We start from the raw sequence: 25680 nt of genomic DNA, 5'->3' as shown, positions 1-25680 counted from the left end.
CCCGCGCCGGGAAGGACCCCCGTCGGTGGAAGCGGGCGCGGTTACATCATGTCTTCGATCTCCGTGGCGATGGGGTCGGCGTCCGTGCCGATGACGACCTGGATCGCGGTGCCCATCTTGACGACTCCGTGGGCGCCGGCGGCCTTGAGTGCGGCGTCGTTCACGAGGGAGGCGTCATGGACCTCGGTGCGCAGGCGCGTGATGCAGCCCTCGACCTCTTCGATGTTGTCGAGGCCGCCGAGCCCGGCGACGATCTTCTCAGCCTTGGTGGCCATGGCGATTTCTCCTTGGTCTGCCTGATCCGGACCGCTGTGCCCTACGGACCGTATGCGACTGGTCTACACCACCGGGCGGGTGCCCGCCAAGCAGAAACGACCGGTGACGGCCGGGCGAGATCACGAAGGCATAAAACGGGAATCGCGGGTTCCTTGGGTGACCCTCAGCGTGCTACAACAGGTCTACACCACTGAATGGTGTAGACCTCTCCCGTGCTGCCCTCCCCCACACTCCCGTCCCTGGGCGGCGCCCTGCCTACTGGAGGAAGTTGTGACCACGGCCAGCGCCGCTCCCGCGGCCGCAGACAACAAGGGCCCCGGCCTGGGCTCCCGCACCATGGCTGTCCTGCAGCGTATCGGCCGCAGCCTGATGCTGCCGGTCGCCGTCCTGCCGGCCGCCGCCCTGCTCGTCCGCCTCGGCAACAAGGACATGCTCGGGCGCGAGGCGTTCCCCGACTTCGTCACCAAGTTCGCGGGCTTCATGGCCGCGGGTGGCGGTGCGATCCTCGACAACATGCCGCTGCTGTTCGCGGTCGGCATCGCGATCGGCTTCGCGAAGAAGTCGGACGGCTCGACCGCGCTCGCCGCGGTCGTCGGCTACCTCGTCTTCCAGAAGGTCCTCGGCACCTTCACCGACCCCAGCCTGCCCCAGGTGGCGACGGCCGTCGACGGCAAGGTCGTGATGGTGGACAAGGCGGTCGACGCCGGTGTCCTCGGCGGTGTGGTGATGGGCCTCGTCGTCGCCCTGCTCTACCAGCGCTTCTACCGCACCAAGCTGCCCGACTGGGCCGGCTTCTTCGGTGGCCGCCGTCTGGTGCCCATCCTGGCCGCCTTCGCGGGCCTGTTCATCGGCATCGTCTTCGGGTACATCTGGCCGGTCCTCGGCACGGGGCTGCACAACTTCGGTGAGTGGCTGGTCGGTTCGGGCGCGGTCGGCGCGGGCATCTTCGGTATCGCCAACCGTGCGCTGATCCCGGTCGGCATGCATCACCTGCTCAACTCGTTCCCGTGGCTCCAGGCCGGTTCCTTCGATGGCAAGAACGGTGACATCGCGCGCTTCCTGGCCGGTGACCCGACCGCCGGACAGTTCATGACCGGCTTCTTCCCGATCATGATGTTCGGTCTGCCGGCCGTCTGTCTCGCGATCTACCACACGGCCCGCCCCGAGCGCCGCAAGGTCGTCGGCGGCATGATGTTCTCCCTCGCGCTCACCTCGTTCATCACCGGTGTCACCGAGCCGATCGAGTTCACCTTCATGTTCATCGCCCCGATCCTGTACGCCATCCACGCCGTGCTCACCGGTGTCTCGATGGCCCTGACCTGGGCGCTCGGTATGAAGGACGGCTTCGGTTTCTCGGCCGGCGCGATCGACTTCGGCCTCAACCTCGGCATCGCCACCAATCCGTTGGGGCTTCTCCTGGTCGGTCTGTGCTTCGGCGCCCTCTACTACGTGATCTTCCGGTTCGCGATCGTCCGGTTCAACCTGCCGACCCCCGGCCGGGAGTCGGACGAGGAGCTGGCCGAGCTGCAGAAGGCGGAGGCCAAGTAGCCGTCGCGGCTCCCCCGAGCGCGAAGAAGGCCCCCGGATTCCGGGGGCCTTCTCCGTACGTCCGGCCCTAGATCTCGTACGACATCCTCGGCACCGCCAGTTCCACCGGGCCGTCGTACACCTCGCGGGCGTCGGCGAGGTTGACCTGCGGGTCGGTCCACGGCGGGATGTGGGTGAGGAGGAGACGGCGGGCGGCTGCCCGGGCGGCCGTCTCACCGGCCTCGCGGCCGTTGAGATGGAGGTCCGGGATGTTCTCCTTGCCGTGCGTGAAGGCGGCCTCGCACAGGAACAGGTCGGCGTCGCGGGCCAGTTCGTCCAGGGTGTCGGTGACGCCGGTGTCCCCGGAGTACGTCAGGACCCGGCCGCCGTGCTCGATCCGGATGCCGTACGCCTCGACGGGGTGGGCGACCCGTTCCGTGTGGATGGTGAAGGGGCCGATCTCGAACGTGCTCGGCTTGACCGTGTGGAAGTCGAAGACCTCGCTCATGGAGGAGGCGGACGGGGTGTCCGCGTAGGCCGTGGTCAGGCGCTGCTCGGTGCCCTCGGGCCCGTAGACCGGGATGGGGGCGCAGCGGCCGCCGTCATGGCGGTAGTAGCGTGCGACGAAGTACGCGCACATGTCGATGCAGTGGTCGGCGTGCAGATGGCTGAGGAAGATCGCGTCGAGGTCGTAGAGACCGCAGTGGCGCTGCAGCTCGCCGAGGGCACCGTTGCCCATGTCGAGAAGCAGCCGGAAGCCGTCGGCCTCTACGAGGTAGCTCGAACAGGCCGATTCCGCGGAAGGGAACGACCCCGAGCAGCCGACGACGGTGAGCTTCATGAGAGCTGGAACCTCCGCGCTGGCGTGAAGTCGTGACAGTCGTGTCAGTCGTGACGTGCAGACGGGTTGCGGATTGCAGTTAGCGGGGTTGCGAAGGACGGGCAGGGGTGCAAAGAGAGTTGTGCGGTCCGTTGAGCGTAAGGCGCAAAAGGGTGGGTCGCTCCTCCGCCAGGGGTCGTTGTGGGCGAACTCACCTGTGGTGTCACCGGTTCGGCTGGTGGCAGGGCTGTTGAGGCGCGCGTGGGCCGGGGTGAGGTGGTACCGAAGAGCGCGGAGGCGCGCGTCAGGGCGGGCGTGAGCGCGGTGCGCGCCGGTACCGTCGTGGCTATGGACACAACATGGTGGCTGGCGCTCGCGGCAGTGGTGTTGCTGGCGCTGGTCGCTTCGGTCGTCGACGGGTGGGGGCGGTCGCGGCGGCCGCCGCGGCGATCGGGGCGGCCGGGTGGGCGGAGTCGGCCGCCGGGGCGTTCCGAGCGGTCGGAGAGGCCCGGCGCCGGGCCCGTGCCGCGGCCCCGGCCCGCCGAGATCTGGTGGGCGAGCGTGCCGTTCGAGGACGGGCCCGGTGGCAAGGACCGGCCCTGTCTCGTCCTGGCCGTGCGCGGGGACCGGGCGCGCGTCGCCAAGATCACCAGTCGGTACCGTGACGAGCGCCCCGGGGTGATTCCGCTGCCCCCGGGCACCGTCGGCGACAGCGGGGGCCGGCCCAGTTTTCTGGAGACGGGCGAGCTTCGTGAGGTGCCGGTCCGCGACTTCCGGCGGAAGGCGGGCGTGGCGGATCCGATCCTGTGGGACCAGGTCCGCCACCTGTCGAACTGACGGGGACTTTTTTCGCCCCCGCCGCCCTTACCCGTCCCACCCCATCCCCAGGGGCTGCGCCCCTTCGACCCCCACCCGCGGGCTCGGTGGGGCTTCTCGCGCAGTTCCCCGCGCCCCTGAAAAAGCAGGGGCTACGGGCCCCGTGCAGGCAGCGTGCCCGCTCCTACGCCCAGAGCTGGCCCTGCAGTGTCTCGATGGCCTCTTCCGTCGTCGCCGCCGTGTAGACGCCCGTCGAGAGGTACTTCCAGCCGCCGTCGGCGACGACGAAGACGATGTCGGCCGGCTCGCCGGACTTCACCGCCTTGTTGCCGACCCCGATCGCGGCGTGCAGCGCGGCCCCTGTGGAGACCCCCGCGAAGATGCCCTCCTGCTGCAGCAGCTCCCGCGTACGCGTCACGGCGTCGGCGGAGCCGACGGAGAAGCGGGTGGTGAGGACGGACGCGTCGTACAGCTCGGGGACGAAGCCCTCGTCGAGGTTGCGGAGGCCGTAGACGAGGTCGTCGTAGCGCGGCTCGGCTGCGACGATCTTGACGTCCGGCTTCTGTTCGCGCAGGAAGCGGCCCACGCCCATCAGGGTGCCGGTGGTGCCGAGACCGGCGACGAAGTGGGTGATGGAGGGGAGGTCCGCGAGGATCTCCGGGCCGGTCGTCGCGTAGTGGGCGCCCGCGTTGTCGGGGTTGCCGTACTGGTAGAGCATCACCCAGTCGGGGTGCTCGGCCGACAGCTCCTTGGCGACGCGTACGGCCGTGTTGGAGCCGCCCGCCGCCGGGGACGGGATGATCTCGGCGCCCCACATGTTGAGCAGGTCGCGCCGCTCCTGGGAGGTGTTCTCGGGCATGACGCAGACCATGCGGTAGCCCTTGAGCTTCGCCGCCATGGCGAGGGAGATGCCCGTGTTGCCCGAGGTGGGCTCCAGGATCGTGCAGCCGGGCGTCAGCCGGCCGTCCTTCTCCGCCTGTTCGATCATGTGCAGGGCGGGCCGGTCCTTGACCGAACCCGTCGGATTGCGGTCCTCCAGCTTCGCCCAGATACGGACGTCGGCGGACGGCGACAGCCGCGGCAGGCGCACCAGAGGGGTGTTGCCCACCGCGGCCAGCGGGGAGTCGTAGCGCATGGGTGATCAGGCCATACCGCCGGCCACCGCCGGCAGGATGGTCACGTTGTCGCCGTCGGTCAGCTTGGTGTTGATGCCCTCCAGGAAGCGGACGTCCTCGTCGTTCAGGTAGACGTTGACGAAGCGGCGCAGTTCACCGGCGTCCACGATGCGGGCCTGAATGCCCGTGTGGCGGCTCTCCAGGTCGGTGAACAGGTCGGCGAGGGTGGCACCGGCTCCCTCCACCGCCTTCTGACCGTCGGTGTACTGGCGGAGGATGGTGGGGATGCGGACCTCGATGGCCATGGTGTGCGGCTCCTGTCGGGAGTGGTCGGGTCGGTTGCGCGGGGCAGCGCGAAGTGCGTGGTCACACGGGTGGTGGCGCCGCCACTCACGGCCGTACGGCGGCAGGGGTCGGCGTCAACAGATGGCGCTGGCAAGCCTGCACAGGTCGACGTGCAGCCGCGCCACGAGCAGTACGCCCGGCGTCTTCTCGCTCACGTCGTCAAGAACCATGCGCTCATCGTATCGATTCCCGGTCCGGGTCCCGGAATGTGATCCCACATGCCGGACGGATTCGGGCCGGGGAGTGAGACCGGGGCACTTGGAGACCGGTTTCAGGCCGACTGGCGGACGACCAGTCGTGTGGGTGTGACCACGGAGGACAGGGGGTGTCCGGCCGCCGGGTCCCTTCCGTCCGCCTGCTCCTCCGTGCTGCTGAACAGCAGCCGGGCCATCAGCCGGCCCATGCCCTCGATGTCCTGGTGGACGGTGGTGAGCGGCGGGTCGGTGTGCTCGGCGATGGGCGCGAGGTCGTCGAAGCCGACGACGGCCACGTCGTCCGGCACCCGGCGCCCGCGCTCGCGCAGTACCTGGAGCGCGCCGGAGGCCATGAGGTCGGAGGCGACGAAGACGGCGTCCAGGTCGGGGCGGCGGTCGAGAAGCGCGGCCATGGCGTCGACGCCGCCCTGCCGGGTGTAGTCGGACTGTTCGACCAGGAGGGGCGAGGCGTCCGGCAGGACGTCCCGGTAACCGTCCAGGCGGTCGAGGGCGGAGGCCTCCCGGTCGACCGGGCCGGTGATCGTCGCAACGTGTTCCCGGCCCAGCGAGACCAGATGGCGGACGGCCTCGCGGGCCCCGCCCCGGTTGTCGGCGTCGACGTACACACGGTCGTGCACGGGCTCGCCGTCGCGGACCATCGGCCGGCCGCCGAAGACGGCGGGCAGGCCGAGCTTGTCGATCATGCCGGGCAGCGGGTCGTCGGCGCGCAGGGAGAACAGCAGGGCGCCGTCGACGTGGCCGCCGCCCAGGAAGTCACCGACGCGCGGGTACTCCTCGGGATCCTCCAGGAAGAGGAGGACGGGCTGGGCCCCGTGGGCGACCAGTTCCTTGCGGATGCCCCGGAGGTGGAGGTCGAAGAAGGGGTCGATGAAGAGTCGGTTCTGCGGCTGGCTCGCGACGACGGCGATGGCGTTGTTGCGGCGGGTGACCAGCTGGCGGGCGGCGGAGTTCGGCACGTAGCCCAGCTCGGCGATGACCTCCCGGACCCGTTCGACGACCGTCGCGCGCACCTTGTCCTCGCCGTTGATCACCCGCGACACGGTGGACTTCGACACCCCCGAGCCGCGTGCGACATCGTCGAGTGTGGGGCGTCGGCCGTGCAGTCGTCGTGCCTGTTGTGTCAACACCGTCTCCGTCGCGGGCCGTTGTGTGCGTGCGTGCGCGTGCGTACGAACACCGTAGCCGCCAACTCCGGTTGTCGTCGGCTCGGTACGCGTCGACGATCCGCATCTTCTCCTCGGTTCAGTACGCGTCGACGATCCGCACCTCCTCCTCGGTCACCTCGCCCTCGACGATCCTGAAGGAGCGGAACTGGAACTCGCCGAGTCCGTCGGTGTCGGCCGTCGAGACGAGGACGTAGTGGGCGCCGGGCTCGTTGGCGTAGGAGATGTCCGTGCGGGAGGGGCGGGCCTCGGTGGCGGTGTGGGAGTGGTAGATGACCACCGGCTCCTCGTCGCGGTCGTCCATCTCGCGGTAGAGCTTGAGCAGGTCGCCCGAGTCGAACTCGTAGAACGTGGGCGACATGGCCGCGTTCAGCATCGGGATGAAGCGTTCGGGCCGGTCCGAACCCTCCGGTCCCGCGATGACGCCGCACGCCTCGTCGGGATGGTCCTTGCGCGCGTGGGCGACGATCTGGTCGACGAGGGCCTGGGTGATGGTCAGCATGCCGGCCAGCATAAACAGAGGGGCTGTCCCGTACCGAGGAGTGGTACGGGACAGCCCACATGCTGAGCGGTAGAGCCTCAGCCGACCTTCTCGAACTCCGTCTCGCGGCGGTCCGTGACCTCCGGGCTGCGGGACTTCAGTACGGCCCAGCCGATGCCGAGGGCCGCCGCCCAGCCGGCCATGACGTACAGGCTGACGCGGGCCTCGTGGTCGTAGGCGATGAGGCAGGTGACGAAGAGCAGGAACACGATGGCGATCCAGCTGCCCACCGAGCCGCCCGGTGCCGGGAAGGAGGAGGCGGGCAGCCGGCCTGCGTCGACCGCGCGGCGGTAGCGGACGTGGCTGAACAGGATCATCAGCCAGGTCCAGATACCGGCGCCGGTGGCGACGGAGACGACGTAGCCGAAGGCCTTCTCCGGGACGATGTAGTTCAGGATCACGCCGAGGCCCATGAAGAGCACGGACACGGCGATGGCGAAGGCCGGCGTCTTGGTGACGGACAGTCTGTTGAAGACCTTGGGGGCCTCACCGCTGTCGGCCAGGGTGCGCAGCATGCGACCCGTGGAGTACATGCCGGAGTTGCAGGAGGACAGGGCCGCGGTCAGGACCACGAAGTTGACGATCGCGGCGCCCGCCGGGATGCCGATCTTCGCGAAGGCCGCGACGAAGGGGCTGACCCCGGGGGCGAACTCGGTCCACTTCACCACGCACAGGATGACGGTGAGGGCACCGACGTAGAACAGGCCGATGCGCCAGGGCAGAGTGTTGATCGCCTTGGGGAGGGTCTTCTCCGGGTTCTCGGACTCACCGGCGGTGACGCCGACCAGTTCGACGGCGAGGTAGGCGAACATCACGCCCTGCAGGGTCATCAGCGAGGAGCCGATGCCCTTGGGGAAGAAGCCGTCGAAGGCCCAGAGGTTGGAGACGGCCGCCGTGTCACCGGCGGCGCTGAAGCCGAAGGTGAGGACGCCGAGACCGATCACGATCATGCCGATGAGGGCGGTGACCTTGATCATCGAGAACCAGAACTCGATCTCGCCGAACAGCTTCACCGAGATCAGGTTGGCCACGAACAGGATGACCAGGAAGATCAGGGCCGTCACCCACTGCGGGACGGACGGGAACCAGTAGTTGATGTAGATCGCGGCCGCGGTCAGCTCCGCCATGCCGGTGACGACCCACAGCAGCCAGTACGTCCAGCCGGTGAAAAAGCCGAAGAACGGGCCGAGGAACTCGCGGGAGTACTCCGCGAAGGAGCCCGAGACGGGGCGGTAGAGCAGCAGTTCGCCGAGCGCCCGCATGATGAAGAAGATGATGACGCCTGCGACGGCGTACATCAGGATGAGGCTCGGTCCCGCCTTGGCGATGTTCGTGCCGGCGTTGAGGAAGAGGCCGACGCCGATGGCGCCGCCGATCGCGATCATCTGGACCTGGCGGCTGCCGAGCCCGCGCTCGTACCCCTCTTCGGGTGCGTCGCCGCGCACGGCATCGTCGCCGTTCTTGTTGACCTGAGCGGAGGTCATGTGTGGTGCGCCTTTCTCCACGCTGGGCCGATCCGGGCCGTTCGTCAGCCCCGGATCGGGTTCCGATCCCCCCGGATGTGATGGAGCGGTGCCTGGCCGACGGTCGTCGGCTCGATGGCCCGCCCGAGCGGAACATGGGTGGCGTCCGCCGGGCGGTCGTGAAGATTTATCACGGTCGCAATCTTGATCCACTGGGCGTTCTGTGGCGTACAACACAGGGAGAACTGGACAAAAAACACCCGCGAGGGCATCCCTCGCGGGTGTGGTGACCCGATCGTTATCCGGATCTGAGTGCCCTCTGAGCGAACGCTGAGCGGCCGTGGAGAAGACATGGAACGAACGTGCGGCGGGTGTGGAGGGGTGCCGGGAAGACGGCCCCCTTCCCGGCCTCAGGGCATCAGGGCCTGACCTCGGGGCAACGCGTCAGAGCATCCGGGATCAGGGCGTCAGGGATCAGGGCATCAGCGTCGTGACGAGTGAGTCCTGAAGGCCGCCCAGCCACAGGTAGGCCATCACCATCGGCTTGCGCGGGTCCTCGTCCGGGAGGCGGTAGAGGAGGTCGGTGTCCTCCTCGTCGACGACGTCGAGCCGGGAGCCGATGGCCAGACGCAGGTCGTTGAGGCAGCCGAGCCAGTGCCGGGAGTCGTCCGCCGACAGCTTCAGCACGGCCCCGCCCTCACCGGTCGCGGCCAACGCGTCCAGGGAGTGGATCACCGCGAGGGCCTTCTCGCGCTTGCCGGCCCGCAGGTCGTTCTCGGTGAAACGGCGGAACTCCGAGGAATACGCCCGCTGCTCCTCCGCCTGCTTGGCCGTCGGCGTGCCCTCGGGGTCGCTGTAGGCGTCCGGGAACAGCCGCAGCAGGACGGGGTCCTGGGGCGGCTCGCTCGGGCCCTCGGCGAAGAGCTCGGCGAGCGGATCGTCGCCGGCGTCCTCCGCGGGTCCCGGGCCGATCAGCTCCAGGAGCTGCACCGCCAGTGAGCGGATGATGGAGATCTCGACCTCGTCGAGCGCGACGGCCGCGCCGCCGCCGGGGAGCGATTCGAATTGTCCTGGCATCAGGTGCGTCGCTACTTCCGGTCCTGCTGGAGGGTGGCCCACAGACCGTAGCCGTGCATGGCCTGTACGTCGCGTTCCATCTCCTCGCGTGATCCGCTGGAGACGACCGCGCGGCCCTTGTGGTGGACGTCGAGCATGAGTTTGGTGGCTTTGTCCTTCGAGTACCCGAAGTACGCCTGGAAGACATACGTCACATAGCTCATGAGGTTCACCGGATCGTTGTGGACGATCGTGACCCACGGAACGTCCGGTTCGGGTACGGCGAAGACCTCCTCCGCCGATTCGGTCTTCTCGATCTCCATGGGTACGGCTGCCGTCACACCGCCCATGCTGCCACCACAGGGGGGTGCCCGCACAAATGCGGCCCTCCGACCAGGGCATCCGGGAAACGATCACCCGGAAATCGTCAGATTGACGAGATGGGAGTACGATCCCTTGCCATGAACACAGCGGACCTTGGTTTGCCGGTCGACGTCCCCTCGACCGCGCTCTTCACGGACCACTACGAACTCACGATGCTGCAGGCCGCGTTGAAAGCGGGTACGGCCGAGCGGCGTTCGGTGTTCGAGGTCTTCACGCGGCGGTTGCCGGAGGGACGCAGGTACGGCGTGGTGGCCGGCACCGGACGGGTGCTGGACGCCGTGGAGAACTTCCGTTTCGACCCGGGCGTCCTCGGCTTCCTGAGGGAGCGCTCCATCATCAACGCGGAGACCCTCGACTGGCTCGCCGGCTACCGCTTCGGCGGAGACGTGTGGGGTTACCAGGAGGGCGAGGTGTACTTCCCGGGCTCGCCGATCATGCGGGTCGAGGGCACCTTCGCCGAGTGCGTCCTCCTGGAGACCGTGATCCTCTCCATCCTCAACCACGACTCGGCGATCGCGGCCGCCGCCTCCCGGATGTCCAGCGCCGCCGGGGGGCGCCCGCTGATCGAGATGGGCGCCCGGCGCACGCACGAGCTGGCCGCCGTGGCCGCCTCCCGCGCCGCGTACCTCGGCGGCTTCACCTCCACCTCGGACCTGGCGGCCGGCTTCCGCTACGGCATCCCGACGGTCGGCACCAGCGCCCACGCCTTCACCCTGCTCCACGACCGAGAGCGGGACGCCTTCCAGGCCCAGGTGGACTCGCTGGGCCGGAACACCACGCTGCTCGTCGACACCTACGACGTCACCGAGGCCGTACGGACCGCCGTGGAGGTCGCCGGGCCCGAGCTCGGCGCCGTGCGCATCGACTCCGGTGATCTGCTCCTCGTCGCCCACCGGGTGCGGCAGCAGCTGGACGAGCTGGGCGCGACCGACACGCGGATCATCGTGACCTCGGACCTCGACGAGTACGCCATCGCCTCGCTGGCGGCGGCGCCGGTGGACGCGTACGGCGTCGGGACGCAGCTGGTGACCGGCTCCGGTCATCCCACCTGCTCGATGGTCTACAAGCTCGTCGCGAGGGCGGAATCCGCGGACCCCAAGGACCCGCTGGTGGCCGTGGCGAAGAAGTCCAGCGGCGGGAAGACGTCCGTCGGGGGCCGCAAGTGGGCGGCCCGGCGGCTGGACGAGCACGGCGTGGCGGAGGCCGAGGTCATCGGCACCGGGCCGGTGCCCGACGATCTCCAGGAGCGCCAGCTTCTCGTCCACCTGATCAAGGACGGCCGGGTTCTCTCCCGGGAGCCCCTGGACGTCGTGCGCGAACGGCATGTGACCGCCCGGGCGAACCTGCCGCTGTCGGCGACGCAGCTGTCGCGCGGGGAAGCGGTCATCCCGACGGAGTACGTCTGAGCCGCCCGACGGAGTACGTCCGGGTCGCCCGACGGAGTACGTCCGGGCCGCCCGACGGAGTACGTCTGAGCCGCTCGGGTACGTGCTGGGTGGCGGGCGGGCGCACGCTGGGGGCGGATCGGAGTGAACGTGTCCGGCGCGCCCTGCCGCGAGCCCCCGAGCGCCCGCGTGTTCGGCCTGTGCTCCGGTCCGCGCATCGGTCGAGCGCCGGATGCCCCCTCCCGAACAGCTCTCGAAGTCTCTAGGCTCGGAAGTTCGTAGTTTCGAAGTCCAGCGTTCGAAGTCCAGGCTTGAAGTCCAGGGCTTGAAGTCCAGCGTCCCGAAGTCCAGCGTTTCGTGTCCCACCCACCCGAAGAACCGAAGAGTCTAAGGACACCGACACCATGCGCCGCGCCTTGATCGTCGTTGATGTGCAGAACGACTTCTGCGAGGGGGGCAGCCTCGCGGTGGCCGGCGGTGCCGATGTGGCCGCCGCCGTCACCGAGCTCATCGGCCAGGCGGCCGGCCCCGGCTACCAGCATGTGGTGGCCACCCGCGACCACCACATCGCGCCCGGTGGCCACTTCTCCGACAACCCCGACTACGTCCACTCCTGGCCCGCGCACTGTGTCGCCGGGACGGAGGGGGTCGGGTTCCACCCCAACTTCGCCCCCGTGATCACCTCCGGGGCGGTCGACGCCGTCTTCGACAAGGGGGCGTACTCCGCCGCCTACAGCGGTTTCGAGGGCGCCGACGAGAACGGCGTGACCCTCGTGGACTGGCTCCGCGCCCGCGAGATCACCGAGATCGACGTCGTCGGCATCGCCACGGACCACTGTGTACGGGCCACCGCCCTGGACGCCGCGAGGGAGGGCTTCCGCACCCAGGTGCTGTTGGACCTCACCGCCGGGGTGTCCGAGGAGACGACGGAGCGGGCCCTGGAGGAGCTGCGGCAGGCGGGCGTGGAGCTGTCGGGCAAGCCGGTGGTCTAGTTGTACTGCCCAGCCGGTTCGGTCTAGCTCTCCAGAATCCCCAGCTCGTTCAGCAGCCCGGCCACGACCATCGCGACCACCACGAGCGCCACGGCCACGGCGATGATCTTCAGCTGACGCCCCGCACCGCCGGGCCCACGGTTCGACCGGCCCTTCGGACGGTGCGAGGCCCCGGCCCGAGCGTCGTCCTGATGTCGTCCGGCGGCAGACGCCGTCGCCTGCGCCGCGAGCCCCGTCTGCGGCGGAGCGAAGGCGGCCGGTTCGGGGAGTTGCCGCAGGCCCGACGCGACCGGTTCGGGGAGCTGCCGCAGCTCCGACGGGGCCGGTTCGTGGGCTCCCCGCAGACCCGACGGGGCCGCTTCGTAGGTCTCCTGCGGACGCGCCGCCCCCGGCTCGTAGGGCAGGCGCGGATCCCGTGCGGCCGGTGCCTGAGGCTGTCGGTCGTCCTTCGCGGTCGTTCGGTACGACGCGGGCGCGGGCGGTAACGACGTCGCGGCCACATGCTGTGACGCGCCCTCAGCCACTGGGGTCGCCGCCGGAGCCGGTTGCCACCAGTCCTCGCCACGGATCAGCGTCGTACCCTCCGCCGCGGCGATCCGGTGACACTCCTCGATGATTTCGGAGAGCGCGGCCCGGTCCGTCGGTTCCTTGGCCAGACAGCGCGCGATCAAGGGGCGCAAGGGCTCGGGGCACTCCGCCAGATCCGGCTCCTGGGCCACGATCCGATACAGCAGCGCATGGCCGCCGCCCTCGCCGAACGGATGCCCGCCGGTCGACGCGAAATGCGCCAGGAGGCCGAGCGCGAAGACGTCGAGTGCCGAAGTCACGGGTTTGCCCTCGGCCTGCTCCGGCGACATGTACGCGGGCGTGCCCAGGCGCATGTCGGTGCCGGTCAGCGCCGTCGCGTCGGTGGACCGGGCGATGCCGAAGTCGATGACACGGGGACCGTCGCCGGCGAGCAGTACGTTCGTCGGCTTCAGATCGCGGTGCACCACGTCGACCGCGTGGATGGCCTGGAGTGCCTCGGCCACGCCCGCGGTAAGCAGCAGCACGGTCCGCAGGGACAGCGGCCCGTGTTCGAACACGGCGCGCGCCAGCGAGGGCCCAGCGACATACGCGCTGGCCAACCACGGTTGCGGTCCCTCGGTGCTGCTGTCGAGCACCGCCGCGGTGTACGCCCCCTGCACCCGGCGTGCCGCCTGTACCTCGCGGGCGAAGCGGCGCAGGAACTCGGGGTCCTGTGCGAACTCCTGCCGGATCACCTTCAGGGCGACGGGCTGGCCGCCTCGGCTGTGGGAGAGGTAGACACTGCCCATCCCGCCCTCACCCAGCTTTCCGCGCAGCACATATCCCGATATCTCAGCCGGATCCGCCGGCCCCAGAGGCTCGACCATATGAAGTTCGTGCCCGCCTTCCCGATTCCCGACCTCCGATCAAGGTCGGCGGCCAGGCTATGGGAATTTGTGATTCGCGATGGGCGGTTTCGAACAAGGGTTCCGGGCAGAGGTGGTTCTCAGCCGCGTGGGCTTGTGGCGGGCCAGGAGTCACACGCTTAACTTCGCCTCCTCAGCAGCGCCCTGATCGGATGCCACAGCTCGGGGGCCGTCGCGGCCGGGCACGCGAGTGAGCCGCGCCATATCAGGCCGTCCGGGTGGTGCAGGACGGCCGTGATCTCGTCCGGGGTCGGGGGCGCCGCGTTGCCGCGGAGGTAGATCGCCCGTATGCCCAGGTTGCGGAGCCGGGTGAGGGCCCGGGCACGGTTCGCGGCGAGGACGAGGACGCGTACGGCCCCGTCGCCCGGCACAGCCCCGGCCGGAACGTCCGACATGGCCCCGGAGGGAACGCCGAACGCCGCCCCGGACACAGCCGGAGCAGCGGACCCAGGCCCGACCGCGGTCGCGGCGCCGGTCACGGCCCCGACCACATCTCCGGAGCCGGCCACGGGCAGCATGCTCTCCGCGCCCCGCGCCGGCGTTCCCGGCAGGTTGAGCGCGACGACGACATTGCCGTCCGGCAGATTGCAGAAACCTCCTGCGGCCATGCAGGTCACACCCCCGTGCGCGTCAGTGTCAATAAGAAAGCCACAGCACGCACCTAAACACGTCCGGCCGCGACCCGCCAAGGGGGTCGCGGCCGAACATGCTCTGACCTGCGGAAATGCGATTTACTTCACTGCGGGGCCGACCTTGACCGACATCGTGGAGCCGTCCGCGGCCTCCTTGACGATCTCGATCTTGGTGTTGGTGTCAGTGATCTTGACACCGGCGAGCGGGGTGGCCGCGTCGTAGTAGGTGTTGGTCCGGTCGTTGAACACGGACACACCCGCCGACGACGGGATCGTCGTCAGCACGTCCGCCTTGTGCAGCTTCAGACCGTCCGTGCGGTAGAGGCTGAACGGCGAGTCGTAGGACTGGATCCGGCTGCGCATCGCCGTGCCGTCGGCCCACTTCAGCGCCGCCGGGTGGGAGTCGACCGGCAGGACCAGACCCGCGCCCGGGTGGACACTGGTGTTGTTGTCCGCCTGCGAGGTGTCCCACTTCCAGATCAACAGACCGTTCTGGTACGGGAAGTGCTCCACCCAGTCCGGACGCGTGGTCGAGAAGCCGAAGTTGTACGGGCCGACCTTCAGGGTCTCGTCGTACGACACGTACTGACGGTTCTCGGCGATGTAGTACTGCGCGTAGTCGTCCGTGATCGACGCGCCCACGCGGGAGAAGCCCTTGGCGGTCCAGGCCGCGTCCGCGCTCTCCGCGTTGTCCGAGAAGAGGACGGAACCATCGGCGGTCACGGCGATCGAGTCGGCCGCGAAGCCCTTCGGGGCCACGCCGCCGTCCGTCGCGTAGCGGAAGCGGAGGTCGAACTTCTTGCCCGCGTAGGCGTTCAGGGAGTACGACAGCTTCTTGTACGCGGCGGAGGAACCGGTCAGCGCGGGCTTGCCACTGGCGTCGCGCGGGATCGCCGCGCCGTCCACCGTGCCGTCGACCGTCGTCCAGTTGGCGCCGCCGTCGGTCGACACCTCGGTGTAGAGGTAGTCGTACTCGGCCTCGATGTCGTACCAGCCGTCGAGGGTGAGCGCGGCCGAGGACTTGCCCGTGAGATCCACGGAACGGGTCAGCGTGTTGGAGAGGTTGTCACCGCTGCCGCTCCACCACTGGGTCGAACCCTGCGCCGGCTCGACGATCTCGGTGGCGACCTTCTTCTTCGGCAGCTCGACCACGAGGGCCTGCTTGTCCTTGCTGTTGTACTCCGCGACCCCGAGCTTGTGCCGCGACTTCGTCGCCGCCTTCGCCGTGTCGTAGTCGAGCCAGCCGAGCTGCAGCTTGTCCCAGGCCGTCATGTCGCCGGGCAGGTCGCCGATGGCGTCCTTGCCGGTGCCGAGCCAGGAACCGGACGACATCAACGTCCAGAAGCCGGTGGAGTTGTCGCCGCCCGCGGTGTCGTAGTGGTCCGGCAGACCGAGGTCGTGACCGTACTCGTGGGCGTAGACACCGAGTCCGCCGTTCTCCGGCTGGACGGTGTAGTCGCCGACCCAGATGCCGGTGTCACCGATCTTGGCGCCGCCGAGCTTGTTGTCGGCCGGGCCCGTCGCGCCCGCGTCGGAGCCGAACGCGTACCAGCGGTGGGCCCAGATGGCGTCCGTGCCCTGCGCGCCGCCGCCGGCGGACTCGTCCTCACCGGCGTGCACGACCTGGAAGTGGTCGATGTAGCCGTCGGACTCGTTGAAGTCGCCGTCGCCGTCGAAGTCGTAGCGGTCCCACTGGTCGAACTCGGCCACGTCCGCCTTGATCTCGGCGTCGGTGCGCCCCGCTGCCTTCTGCTGGGCGACCCAGGACGTGACACCGTCGCTGACGATGTTCCACACGCTGGAGCAGTTGGTCTGACCGCAGGCGTTGTTGCCGTAGCGGGCCTCGTTGTAGGGGACCTTGACCCAGTCGGAGACCTCGCCCTCGACCGAGTAACGACCCGAGGACTGCTTCTCGTAGTACTTCTTGACCGACTCGTCGTTCTTGCCGGTGCCGAAGTAGAGGTCCTGGAAGTACTGCTGGTCGTAGTCCGCCTGCCAGGCCGTGGAGTTGTCCTTGGCCCGGTCCGGCTCGGCTATCTCGTTGTGCGCCGGGCCTGCGGTGCCGCCGTAGCGGCTGTCGATCTTGTCGCCGAACTCGACGAGGATCGTGAAGATCTTGTCGGTCTTCTCGCGGCCGAGCTCGACGTACTTGCTCTTGCCCTTCTTGCTCTCCAGCTTCACGACCTGCGAGCCGTCACGGTCCTTGACCGTGGCGTCGCCGGATATGACCTGCTGCAGGGCTTCCTCGCGCTGGGCCTCCTGAGTTTTGCTCAGGGGCCCGTCGAGGTCGTGTTCGCCGGCGTGCTCGTGGTCCGCCGGGTCGTGCCGGTCCACGGACGCCGCCGGTGCGGCGTCCGCGGCCTGCGCCACCGTGAGGGCCGACATGGTCGCGGCCGCCGTGGCGACCGCGACGCCGATGGCTGCCGCTCTGAACGTCCAGGGTCTGCTGGTCACTTGAGGTCCTCCCCCGCGTCCGTTCGCGCGGACGGGGATGGTCCTGTGTGGAGGAATCCGCGCGCGGTATACGCGTGTAGTCAAGTGACGTCATTCGATCGGAGTTTCGAGACAAAAGACAGATCTTGACTTGGACAGGTCAAGTGCATTAATGGGCGTCCACAGGAAGCGCTTGTTCGTTATGCGGACGTTATGTGTATCGCTCACATGTCTCTCGAACCGGCGCGCGTGCGCGTCCCCTTGCCTGACCCATGAATCCGTGCGCCCCCTGTGCACCCGGCACCGTGTGTCAGGTCACGCTTACCCGTCGTTCCACTCGGGCACCCTGGCGAATAGAGTCGATTGGCGGAGCGCCGGAAGTCGGTGAAAGCCAAGCCGACGGCACTGCTTCACCTGTGATTCGTATCCGCACCCTCCCCTTCATCGTGAGAGGCACGGGGAGACCCCACCCGAGGACACGATTGCCATGCCTCGTCCGACGACCGCACAGCTCGCCTACGGCTCCTGCACCGTGATCCTGTCCACCCTCGCCATGCTGCTGCTCTCACAGACGACTTCCGGCGCGGGCATCGCGGTGATCGCCCTTGCCGCCCTGGCCCTGGGCCTGCTCGTCGCACTGACCGTGCCGCTGCCCAAGCCCGCGCCCGGCGCCGCCGCGCGCCGCCCCCACGCATCCGTCGCCGCCCCGGCCCCGGCCCCGGCGGCCGTGGAGTCCGAGATGGTCCGGGAGCCGGTGCACGAGCCGACGGGCTCCTGAACCGGCACTCGGTGACAGCTTGCTGAAACGCTTCGGCGGGCCCGGGGACCAAGATCCCGGACCCGCCGTCGCCGTGTCACCGGCCGTCGCCGTGTGACCGGCCGTCGCAGTCGTGTCGACCTCCGCCGTCGTGCCGTCGGCCGTCGCCGTCGTGCCGCCCGCAGTCGCCGTGTCGCCGCGCGCCCGGCAAGCGCCTCGGCTCACCCGATGCTGACCACCACCGTCTTGGCCGCCTTGTCGTGCAGACCCTGCTTGTAGGGCTTGTCGAAGAAGCTCCAGCCGCCCGCGATCGCCGTCCAGATGCAGGCACAGCAGAAGGCGAAGGGGATCCACAGCACGGCCGCACGGATCAGCGCGGTCTGCACGGAAGGGGTGGAGCCGTCGTTGAGGTTCGCCACCCGCAGCTTCAACAGCTTCTTGCCGAGGGTCTGGCCGTTCTTGACGGTGAAGACCGTGTCGTACGCGATGTAGAGGACCGCGGCGAGCGTCTCCTGCGCCAGGGACTTGCCGAACTCGAAGCCGTCCGAGTCCACGGTGTACTGGCTGATCCGGAACGCCCACGCCAGCAGCCCCACCACGATCGCCACCAGGATCATGTCGATGATCCGGGCCAGCACCCGCTTCCCGCTGTCGGCGAGCGGCGGCATGCCCGAGAGCGGGTCATTGGGGTACTGCCCACCGCCGTAGGGGTCACCGCCGTGGGGCGGGGGCTGACTCCCGTACGGCGGCTGACCCCCGTACGGCGGTTGCTGCCCGCCCCCGGGCGGCGGCGGTTGCCGGGGCGGCGGGTCGTACGGAGAGCCGCCGCCCTGGTGTGGTGGGGGCTGCTTCCTGAACTGGTCGTCGTCCGGGGACTGACCGGAGCCGAAGGGCGGCGGTTCGGTACTCATGGCCCGAGTCGACCGCGAACCCCCCGGCTCCGCATCCGGCACAGGGCCGTACGGGGTACTTGGTTCCCGTGCGGCCCTGTCCCGCCCGTACCGCTACTTCCCCGCCACGAACGTGTGCGCCGCCTTGTCGTGCCAGCACTGGCGCCACGGCTTGTCCCACACGCACCACAGGACGCCGATCACGCCGATACCGAGCAGACCGGAGACGGTGTGAACGAGCCAGCGGCGCAGGGAACGCCCGAACGACGGGGGCTCGTGGCCCTCGATGTCCCGGACGTCGAGGCCGAACAGTTTCTTGCCGAGGGTGCGGCCCCACCGAGCGGTGGGCAGCACTTCATAGACGGCGCTGACCAGGAACAGGACACCGACGATGATGCCCAGGTAGACGGAGGTCGTGCCGTCGACCAGCCAGACGGTGACCCTCTCACCGGACAGCTTGGCCGCGTCGATCTTCTCGTCGATGTGGTCCATCGCCTTGGTGCCGAACGGCACGGCGGCCGCGGCCGTGACGGCGCCGACGACCAGGCTGTCCACGAGCCGGGCGGCCAGCCGTCTGCCGAGCCCCGCGGGTCTGACCTCGGACTGCCGCCGCGCCGCCGCCTGGAAGGGGTCCTCCACCACCGGCTTCCACGGCGCGACCAGCTGCTCCTCCTCGCCCCCGGCCAGCCGGTGCACCTGCTGGGCCCAGGAGGGCTGCCCACCGCCGAGGCCGACGGCCATGGGGGCCTCGGCCGACTGCCGGGCGGCGGCCTGCGGGGGTACGCCCGGCGCGGGCTGGGCGATCTGCGGGGCGGAAGCGGCCGGCGGGGCCTGCGGGGCCTGCTGCGGGAAGGCGCCGCCGAACTGGGAGTGCTGCGGCTCCGGTTGCCGCGCGGCCGGGAGGACAGGGGCGGCCGGGGCGGCCGGAGCGATCGCCGCCGGGGCCGCCGGGGCGGTGCCGCCCGGCTGCGGCCCCTGCTGCGGAGCCGGCGGGCCCTGCGGCGGCTGCGGCCCCTGCTGGGGGCCGGACGGTGCCGTCGAGGGCGCGCCGGACTGCGGGGCGAGGCCCAGGGCCTGCTGGGCGGCGACCTGGGCGGGGGTCAGGGGCGAGCCGAAGGGGGCGGGGGACGCGGGTGCGCCTCCGTCCTGCTGCCCGGCGCGCGAGGAGGGCGGACCGAACGCCATGGTGCCGTCCGACCGCGAGGGGTCCGCACCCTCGGCGGCCTCGGGGCGCCCGGACGGGGTGGGGCGGCGGAACACCACCGTGCCCTCCGGGGCCCCGGCGTCCTCGTCTGCCGCCGCCGGCGGGTTCGTCGCCGTACCGTCCGTGCTCGCCGTACGCCCGAAGTCGCCACTGTCGGCGGGGCCGTCGCCCGGGTCCGCCGCGAGGGAGACCCGGGGGTCGCGCGGGTCCGCGCCGGGGGTCGAACCCCAGGACACCCGGCGGTCCTTGTCGCCGCCGAAACCGGTCTGGCGGGAGCGGTCGGCGCCCCACGCGGAGGCGGGCTCGGGACGGATGCCGTGCAGGGGCTTGTCGGCGGCCGGGCGGCCCTGTTCGCCGTCGGGCGCGGGGTCCTCGTCGAAGAAGTGCGGGCCCGTCTCCTCCACGGCGCCGGACGGGCCGGAGCCGGGCGGCGGGGCGAGCGGCTCGCCGTCGGAGGGCGCCGGACGGCTCGTACCCGGCACCCAGGCCGCGCCGTTCCAGTACCGGACATATCCAGGAATGGACGGGTCCGGGTAATACCCTTCGCGGGGCCTGTCGTCGCCGGGGGCCGGGGTTGGGGCGCTCATGTCCGTCGTCCCGTATCTGCTCGTGGGTTTGATGGAGGCATCCAGATCTACCAGACGCCGGCGCGGTCCATGACCGCTGCCTCCGGACTCGCCCCATTCACGCACGGATCTGCTACGGACGGACAGGGCCGCCGGTCACCGGGAGCCGGTCGGTGAACTCGTCGAAAAAAAGTTTCGTGAACCCGCGTAATGCTTCGGGGCCCCCGCCCCTCTCACTCGTACGGGCCCACGCACAGGGCCCCTCTACGAGAGAGGAACGACCACCATGCGGCACACCGTCGTGGAGCGCGAACTGGAGATCGGACTCGTCCTGTCGCCCGAGCGCAGCATCCCCGTACCGGCCAAGCTCGGCTTCCGCAGCGACGACCCGTACGCCGTCCACATCACCTTCCACGTCAACTCCGACCGTCCGGTCCACTGGACGTTCGCGCGGGAGCTGCTGGTGGAGGGGGTGTTCCGGCCGTGCGGGCACGGGGATGTGCGGGTGTGGCCGACGAAGGTGTCGGGCCGGAGCGTCGTGCTGATGGCGCTCAGCTCGCCGGACGGGGACGCGCTGCTCGAAGCGCCCGCCGCCGCCGTGTCGGCCTGGCTGGAGCGGACCCTGCGGGTGGTGCCGCCGGGCTCGGAGTTCGACATGCTGCGCATCGACGACGGGCTGGCCGATCTCCTCGCCCAGTGAGGCGCGTGCCTCGGAACCGAGGGGATCAGAACAGCTTGCCCGGGTTGAGGATGCCCAGCGGGTCGAAGGCGGACTTCACCGCCCGCTGCATCTCCATGCCCACCGGGCCGAGCTCCCGCGCCATCCACTCCTTCTTGAGGATGCCCACGCCGTGCTCGCCGGTGATCGTGCCGCCGAGTTCCAGGCCGAGGGCCATGATCTCGTCGAAGGACTCGCGGGCGCGCCGGGACTCGTCGGGGTCTGCCGCGTCGAAGCAGACGGTGGGATGTGTGTTGCCGTCGCCGGCGTGTGCGCAGACCCCGATGGTCAGGTCGTACTTCTCGGCGACGCGCTCCACGCCCTCGATCAGCTCGCCGAGCTTCGAGCGCGGCACGCACACGTCGTCGATCATCGTCGTGCCCTTCACCGCCTCCAGCGCGGTGAGCGACAACCGCCGCGCCTGGAGCAGCAGTTCGGACTCGGCCGCGTCGTCCGCCGGTACGACCTCGGTGGCGCCCGCGGCCTCGCACAGCGCCCCGACCGCGGCGAGGTCGGCGGCCGGGTCCGGGGTGTCGAAGGCGGCGAGGAGCAGCGCCTCCGTGGTCTCCGGCAGGCCCATGTTGGCGAGGTCGTTGACGGCTTTCACCGTCGTACGGTCCATGAGTTCGAGCAGTGAGGGGACGTGCCCGCCGGCCATGATCCGGCACACCGCGTCGCACGCGGCGGCGGCCGACGCGAACTCCGCCGCCAGCACCAGCTGCTGCGGCGGCTGCGGCCTGAGGGCGAGGGTCGCCCGCACGACGATGCCGAGTGAGCCCTCCGAGCCGACGAAGAGCCGGGTGAGGTCGTAGCCGGCGACGCCCTTCGCGGTGCGCCTGCCGGTGGACATCAGCCGGCCGTCGGCGAGCACGACGTCCAGGCCGAGGACGTACTCGGCGGTCACCCCGTACTTCACACAGCACAGGCCGCCGGAGGCCGTGCCGATGTTGCCGCCGATCGTGCACATCTCCCAGCTGGAGGGGTCCGGCGGGTAGCAGAGTCCGTGCTCGTTGACCGCGCGGGAGAGCGTCGCGTTGATGACGCCGGGTTCGACGACGGCGATGCGGTCGACGGGGTTGATCTCCAGGATCCGGTCCATCTTGGTGAGGGACAGGGCGATACAGCCCTCGGAGGCGTTGGCCCCGCCGGACAGACCGGTGCGGGCGCCCTGCGGGACCACCGGGACGCGCAGTTCCGTGGCGACGCGCATGACGTGCTGCACCTGTTCGACGGTCCGGGGCAGCGCGACGACCGCCGGGACGCCCGCCTCGCAGAAGCTCGCCATGTCGTTCGCGTACGAGGCCGTGACGTCCGGATCGACGAGGACCGACTCCGGCGGCAGGCCGCTCAGCAGACGGTCGACGAGGTTGCCGGTCGCTTCGTCACTGGGGGCTTGGATACGGCTCATGATCCAAGCTTCACACTCACGGCCATCGGTGTGAACCCGTCGGCGCGGGCGTTCGGGTGCCGGATGTGGTCGTCGTATTTGACGCACAGTGAACGGCATGTCTGTGGAGAACGAGCGGCGGGCGGCACGGCGGTGGGTCGCCGGGTGGGTACAGAGGCAGGGGCCGGGGCGGAGGGTGGCCGCGGCTGTCGTCGGGTGTTTCGTGCTCGGGGGTGTGCTGATGGTGGTGCCGCCGGACGGGGGTGCCGGGGGCGGCGGGCGGGCGGCACGGGTGGTGGGTGCGGCCGGGCCCGAGGGGCGGCGGGCGGGGGCCGTGATGGCGGCCGGGGTGCCCGCCGCGCTGCCCGAGGTCGTCGCGACCGTCCGGGAACGTGCGGCCGGGGTGCGGGCCCGTCCACGTGACCACGCCTCGTGGGCGGTGCTCGGTGTGGCGTACACCGAGCGGGCCCGGCGGACCGGTGCCGTCGCCGACTACCCGAGGGCCGAACGCGCCCTGCGCACCTCGCTGCGCCTCCGGCCGAGCGGCAACGCGGACGCCCTCGAGGGCCTGACCGCCCTCGCGAACGCCCGCCGCGACTTCCGGACGGCGCGGCACTGGGGCGAGGAGGCCGTACGGGTGTCGCCGCGGCGGTGGACCTCGTACGCCCTGCTCATCGACGCGTACGACGGGCTCGGCCGGTACAGGGCGGCCCGCGCGACCCTGGACAGGATGCTCGCCGTGCACTCCGGGCCGGCGGCGCGGGCGCGGGCCGCGCAGGTCTACTGGGACCAGGGGGCGCGCGAGGACGCGGCCGCGGCGATCTCGGACGCGGCGGCTTCGGAGACGACGGCGGCGGGGCCGTCGGCCGTGGGCGCCGCGTGGTGGGCGCTGGCCGGGGAGCTGGCCTGGGAGCGGGGGGAGGCGGCGGAGTCGTTGCGGTACTGCGCGGCCGCGCGGGGTGAGCCGGAGGGCGACGCGTGCCGGGGGCGGGCGCTGGCGGCTTTGGGGCGTACGGCGGAGGGGGTGCGGGCGTACCGGGTTTCGCTGTCCCGGCGGCCGTCGGCGCGGGTCGCGCTGCGGTTGGGCGAGTTGTACGAGTCGCTGGGACGGGCGGCGCGGGCGCGGGAGCAGTACGGGGTGGTGCGGGCGCTGGTGGCGCGGTCCGCCGCGGCCGGGGTGAACGAGTCTCTCGTCCTCGGCGCGCTGGAGGCGGACCACGGGGATCCGGGGGTGGCGGTGCGGGTGCTGCGTGCGGAGTGGGGGCGGCAGCCGAGTCCTCGGGTGGCGGATGCGTTGGGGTGGGCGTTGCATCGGGCCGGGGCGGACGGGGAGGCGCTGGGGTTCGCGCGGCGGGCGACGGATCGGGCGCGGGGTGGGGAGGTGCGGAGTGCGGCCTACGCCTGTCACCGGGGGGTGATCGAGCGGGCCCTGGGGTTGGAGGCTCCGGCGCGGCGGCATCTGGCTGAGGCTCGGCGGCTCAATCCGTATTTCTTGGGGGGTGGGGGATCGTTCGCGTGAGGGGGGCGCGTGAGGGGTGGGGTGGTTCGCGTGAGGGGGTGGGGGGTTCGGTTCGTTGGCGGGTGCGGGGTTCGGTGGGGGCTGGTCGCGCAGTTCCCCTCGCCCCTGAAAGATCAGGCCCTGCGGGCCTGAAAGGGCGAGAGGACCGTGGGCCTGGCAGGCGACGGGACGGTGGGCCGAAAAGCATGGGGCGCAGCCCCTGCTTCTCAGGGGCGCGGGGAACTGCGCGACCAGCCCCCACGCGCCCGCGGTCGCCCGATCGCAGTCACCCCCGAGCTATGAGGCGCGCCCGGTCACAGGTTGCCCCTCTTCTCCTGCTCCCTCTCGATCGCCTCGAACAGCGCCTTGAAGTTGCCCTTCCCGAAGCCCATCGACCCGTGCCGTTCGATGATCTCGAAGAAGACCGTCGGCCGGTCCTGGACCGGCTTGGTGAAGATCTGCAACAGATACCCGTCCTCGTCCCGGTCCGCGAGGATCTTGAGTTCGCGGAGGGTGTCGACGGGGACGCGGGTGTCGCCGACCCACTCCCCCAGCGTGTCGTAGTACGAGTCGGGCGTGTTCAGGAACTCGACCCCGGCCGCCCGCATCGTCCGTACGGTCCGGACGATGTCGTTCGTGTTGAGCGCGATGTGCTGGACGCCCGCGCCGCCGTAGAACTCCAGGTACTCGTCGATCTGGGACTTCTTCTTGGCGATGGCGGGCTCGTTGATGGGGAACTTGACCTTCAGGGTGCCGTCCGCCACGACCTTCGACATCAGCGCGCTGTACTCGGTGGCGATGTCGTCGCCCACGAACTCCTTCATGTTCGTGAAGCCCATGACCCGGTTGTAGAACTCCACCCAATCGTTCATGCGTCCGAGCTCGACGTTGCCGACGCAGTGGTCGATGGCCTGGAAGGTGCGGCGGGCGGGCGGCTCGACAACGGGGTCGGCGGCCACGTACCCGGGAAGGTAAGGGCCGTCGTAGCCGGAGCGCTCGACGAGGGTGTGCCGGGTCGTGCCGTACGTGGCGATCGCGGCCAGGACGACCGTGCCGTGCTCGTCCTTCACCTCGTACGGCTCGGCGACGCCGCGGGCGCCGTGCTCGATGGCGTAGGCGTACGCGCGGCGGGCGTCCGGGACCTCGATGGCGAGGTCGACGACGCCGTCGCCGTGCTCGGCGACGTGCTCGGCGAGGAAGTGGCCCCAGGTGGTGGCGGGTTTGACGACCGAGGTGAGGACGAACCGGGCCGAGCCGTTCTCCAGGACGTAGCTCGCCGTCTCGCGGCTGCCGGTCTCGGGGCCGGAGTAGGCGACGAGGCGCATGCCGAACGCGGTGGAGTAGTAGTGGGCGGCCTGTTTGGCGTTGCCCACGGCGAAGACGACCGCGTCCATTCCCTTGACCGGGAAGGGGTCTGCCTGCCGGGCGGTGTCGGGGATGTGCTGTGTGTGCGCGGAGGTGGCTGCCATGGCCGCAGACTCCTCCCGCATCCACAAGGTGCGCAACAGTTCGTGTTTCTGCTGGACAATCTGTTCAGCGGAGCACGCCCAATCCCGCTTGTTCTGTACAGGATGACCATCCCGGGAGGTCTCATGGCGATCGATCATCTGGACGGGCGGCTGATCCTCCTGCTCGCGCGCGAGCCGCGGATCGGGGTACTGGAGATGTCACGGCGGCTGGGGGTCGCGCGGGGCACGGTGCAGGCCCGGCTCGACCGGCTCCAGTCGAACGGAGTCATCCGCGGGTTCGGACCCCAGGTCGATCCGGCCGCGCTCGGCTACCCGGTCACGGCGTTCGCGACGCTGCAGATCAGGCAGGGGCAGGGGGCGGACGTACGGGCCCACTTGGCGACCGTGCCGGAGGTGCTGGAGCTGCACACGACGACCGGCAGCGGGGACATGCTGTGCCGGCTCGTGGCCCGTTCGAACGCCGATCTCCAGCGGGTGATCGACCGGGTCGTCGGTTTCGACGGCATCGTCCGGGCCGCCACGGCGATCGTCATGGAGAACCCCGTTCCGCTGCGGATCATCCCGCTGGTGGAGCAGGCGGCGCTCCACGAGTGAA

General features: G+C 70.2%; 25 protein-coding genes. 8 read left to right on the top strand and 17 right to left on the bottom strand.

Annotated elements, in window-relative coordinates:
- Nucleotides 1-41 precede the first annotated feature (41 nt).
- Nucleotides 42-275, bottom strand: coding sequence for a glucose PTS transporter subunit EIIB (locus tag OG622_RS31245; RefSeq protein ID WP_371579956.1), 234 nt, complete (start codon nucleotides 273-275; stop codon nucleotides 42-44).
- Between the two features lie 271 nt (nucleotides 276-546).
- Here OG622_RS31245 and OG622_RS31240 point away from each other — a divergent pair, with 271 nt between their 5' ends.
- Nucleotides 547-1824 carry a PTS transporter subunit EIIC gene (locus OG622_RS31240; protein WP_371579955.1) on the top strand — a complete coding sequence of 426 codons (1278 nt, stop codon included), beginning with the start codon at nucleotides 547-549 and terminating at the stop codon, nucleotides 1822-1824.
- A gap of 67 nt (nucleotides 1825-1891) precedes the next feature.
- On the opposite strand, the gene OG622_RS31235 is transcribed toward OG622_RS31240, so the two are convergent.
- Nucleotides 1892-2644, bottom strand: a complete 753-nt coding sequence (locus OG622_RS31235; protein ID WP_371579954.1) for an MBL fold metallo-hydrolase — start codon at nucleotides 2642-2644, stop codon at nucleotides 1892-1894.
- A gap of 327 nt (nucleotides 2645-2971) precedes the next feature.
- On the opposite strand from OG622_RS31235, the gene OG622_RS31230 reads away from it, so the two are divergent.
- Nucleotides 2972-3460, top strand: a complete 489-nt coding sequence (locus tag OG622_RS31230; protein ID WP_371579953.1) for a type II toxin-antitoxin system PemK/MazF family toxin — start codon at nucleotides 2972-2974, stop codon at nucleotides 3458-3460.
- 163 nt (nucleotides 3461-3623) lie between these two features.
- Here the strand turns inward: OG622_RS31230 and OG622_RS31225 are convergent, their stop codons facing one another.
- From OG622_RS31225 to clpS, 8 genes are all read right to left on the bottom strand, one after another.
- Complete coding sequence (locus tag OG622_RS31225; RefSeq protein ID WP_371579952.1) at nucleotides 3624-4574, bottom strand: PLP-dependent cysteine synthase family protein; 951 nt, start codon at nucleotides 4572-4574, stop codon at nucleotides 3624-3626.
- Nucleotides 4575-4580: 6 nt separating this feature from the next.
- Nucleotides 4581-4859, bottom strand: coding sequence for a MoaD/ThiS family protein (locus tag OG622_RS31220; protein ID WP_371579951.1), 279 nt, complete (start codon nucleotides 4857-4859; stop codon nucleotides 4581-4583).
- Between the two features lie 114 nt (nucleotides 4860-4973).
- The gene (locus OG622_RS31215) at nucleotides 4974-5069 is read right to left on the bottom strand and encodes a putative leader peptide (protein ID WP_338898029.1); all 96 of its coding nucleotides are present in this window, start codon (nucleotides 5067-5069) and stop codon (nucleotides 4974-4976) included.
- 101 nt (nucleotides 5070-5170) lie between these two features.
- On the bottom strand, nucleotides 5171-6238 hold the full coding sequence (locus tag OG622_RS31210) for a LacI family DNA-binding transcriptional regulator (RefSeq protein WP_371579950.1): 1068 nt from the start codon (nucleotides 6236-6238) through the stop codon (nucleotides 5171-5173).
- 118 nt (nucleotides 6239-6356) lie between these two features.
- Nucleotides 6357-6779, bottom strand: a complete 423-nt coding sequence (locus OG622_RS31205) for a Mov34/MPN/PAD-1 family protein (protein ID WP_371579949.1) — start codon at nucleotides 6777-6779, stop codon at nucleotides 6357-6359.
- A gap of 77 nt (nucleotides 6780-6856) precedes the next feature.
- A complete protein-coding gene (locus tag OG622_RS31200; RefSeq protein ID WP_371579948.1) occupies nucleotides 6857-8302 on the bottom strand; it encodes an amino acid permease in 1446 nt (481 codons plus the stop codon).
- A 453-nt stretch (nucleotides 8303-8755) separates the two neighbouring features.
- The gene (locus tag OG622_RS31195; protein WP_371579947.1) at nucleotides 8756-9358 is read right to left on the bottom strand and encodes a DUF2017 domain-containing protein; all 603 of its coding nucleotides are present in this window, start codon (nucleotides 9356-9358) and stop codon (nucleotides 8756-8758) included.
- A gap of 11 nt (nucleotides 9359-9369) precedes the next feature.
- The gene (clpS, locus tag OG622_RS31190; RefSeq protein ID WP_371579946.1) at nucleotides 9370-9687 is read right to left on the bottom strand and encodes an ATP-dependent Clp protease adapter ClpS; all 318 of its coding nucleotides are present in this window, start codon (nucleotides 9685-9687) and stop codon (nucleotides 9370-9372) included.
- 111 nt (nucleotides 9688-9798) lie between these two features.
- Here clpS and OG622_RS31185 point away from each other — a divergent pair, with 111 nt between their 5' ends.
- Together OG622_RS31185 and OG622_RS31180 are read left to right on the top strand one after the other, a co-directional pair.
- Nucleotides 9799-11127, top strand: coding sequence for a nicotinate phosphoribosyltransferase (locus OG622_RS31185; RefSeq protein WP_371579945.1), 1329 nt, complete (start codon nucleotides 9799-9801; stop codon nucleotides 11125-11127).
- A gap of 383 nt (nucleotides 11128-11510) precedes the next feature.
- On the top strand, nucleotides 11511-12098 hold the full coding sequence (locus OG622_RS31180; RefSeq protein WP_371579944.1) for an isochorismatase family protein: 588 nt from the start codon (nucleotides 11511-11513) through the stop codon (nucleotides 12096-12098).
- A gap of 23 nt (nucleotides 12099-12121) precedes the next feature.
- On the opposite strand, the gene OG622_RS31175 is transcribed toward OG622_RS31180, so the two are convergent.
- From OG622_RS31175 to OG622_RS31165, 3 genes are all read right to left on the bottom strand, one after another.
- Nucleotides 12122-13492: a protein kinase gene (locus OG622_RS31175; RefSeq protein WP_371579943.1), complete on the bottom strand. Its 1371-nt coding sequence runs from the start codon at nucleotides 13490-13492 to the stop codon at nucleotides 12122-12124.
- A 158-nt stretch (nucleotides 13493-13650) separates the two neighbouring features.
- Complete coding sequence (locus tag OG622_RS31170) at nucleotides 13651-14139, bottom strand: hypothetical protein (protein ID WP_371579942.1); 489 nt, start codon at nucleotides 14137-14139, stop codon at nucleotides 13651-13653.
- A 123-nt stretch (nucleotides 14140-14262) separates the two neighbouring features.
- The gene (locus tag OG622_RS31165; RefSeq protein ID WP_371579941.1) at nucleotides 14263-16617 is read right to left on the bottom strand and encodes an immune inhibitor A domain-containing protein; all 2355 of its coding nucleotides are present in this window, start codon (nucleotides 16615-16617) and stop codon (nucleotides 14263-14265) included.
- 466 nt (nucleotides 16618-17083) lie between these two features.
- Between OG622_RS31165 and OG622_RS31160 the strand changes: the two genes are divergently transcribed.
- Nucleotides 17084-17374, top strand: a complete 291-nt coding sequence (locus tag OG622_RS31160) for a hypothetical protein (protein WP_371579940.1) — start codon at nucleotides 17084-17086, stop codon at nucleotides 17372-17374.
- A gap of 200 nt (nucleotides 17375-17574) precedes the next feature.
- Here the strand turns inward: OG622_RS31160 and OG622_RS31155 are convergent, their stop codons facing one another.
- Together OG622_RS31155 and OG622_RS31150 are read right to left on the bottom strand one after the other, a co-directional pair.
- Nucleotides 17575-18264: an RDD family protein gene (locus tag OG622_RS31155; protein ID WP_371579939.1), complete on the bottom strand. Its 690-nt coding sequence runs from the start codon at nucleotides 18262-18264 to the stop codon at nucleotides 17575-17577.
- Nucleotides 18265-18357: 93 nt separating this feature from the next.
- The gene (locus OG622_RS31150; protein WP_371579938.1) at nucleotides 18358-20034 is read right to left on the bottom strand and encodes an RDD family protein; all 1677 of its coding nucleotides are present in this window, start codon (nucleotides 20032-20034) and stop codon (nucleotides 18358-18360) included.
- 265 nt (nucleotides 20035-20299) lie between these two features.
- Here OG622_RS31150 and OG622_RS31145 point away from each other — a divergent pair, with 265 nt between their 5' ends.
- The gene (locus OG622_RS31145; protein WP_371579937.1) at nucleotides 20300-20713 is read left to right on the top strand and encodes an SsgA family sporulation/cell division regulator; all 414 of its coding nucleotides are present in this window, start codon (nucleotides 20300-20302) and stop codon (nucleotides 20711-20713) included.
- Between the two features lie 25 nt (nucleotides 20714-20738).
- On the opposite strand, the gene OG622_RS31140 is transcribed toward OG622_RS31145, so the two are convergent.
- A complete protein-coding gene (locus tag OG622_RS31140) occupies nucleotides 20739-22139 on the bottom strand; it encodes an FAD-binding oxidoreductase (RefSeq protein ID WP_371579936.1) in 1401 nt (466 codons plus the stop codon).
- A 97-nt stretch (nucleotides 22140-22236) separates the two neighbouring features.
- On the opposite strand from OG622_RS31140, the gene OG622_RS31135 reads away from it, so the two are divergent.
- On the top strand, nucleotides 22237-23637 hold the full coding sequence (locus tag OG622_RS31135) for a tetratricopeptide repeat protein (protein ID WP_371579934.1): 1401 nt from the start codon (nucleotides 22237-22239) through the stop codon (nucleotides 23635-23637).
- Nucleotides 23638-23930: 293 nt separating this feature from the next.
- Here OG622_RS31135 and hppD read toward each other — a convergent pair whose 3' ends face one another.
- On the bottom strand, nucleotides 23931-25085 hold the full coding sequence (hppD, locus tag OG622_RS31130) for a 4-hydroxyphenylpyruvate dioxygenase (RefSeq protein WP_371579933.1): 1155 nt from the start codon (nucleotides 25083-25085) through the stop codon (nucleotides 23931-23933).
- Nucleotides 25086-25208: 123 nt separating this feature from the next.
- Here hppD and OG622_RS31125 point away from each other — a divergent pair, with 123 nt between their 5' ends.
- A complete protein-coding gene (locus OG622_RS31125) occupies nucleotides 25209-25679 on the top strand; it encodes an Lrp/AsnC family transcriptional regulator (protein ID WP_371579932.1) in 471 nt (156 codons plus the stop codon).
- Nucleotide 25680: the final 1 nt, after the last annotated feature.

The organism is Streptomyces sp. NBC_01314 (assembly GCF_041435215.1).
Taxonomy (GTDB): Bacteria; Actinomycetota; Actinomycetes; order Streptomycetales; family Streptomycetaceae; genus Streptomyces.
This window is presented reverse-complemented; position numbering and strand designations above follow the sequence as displayed.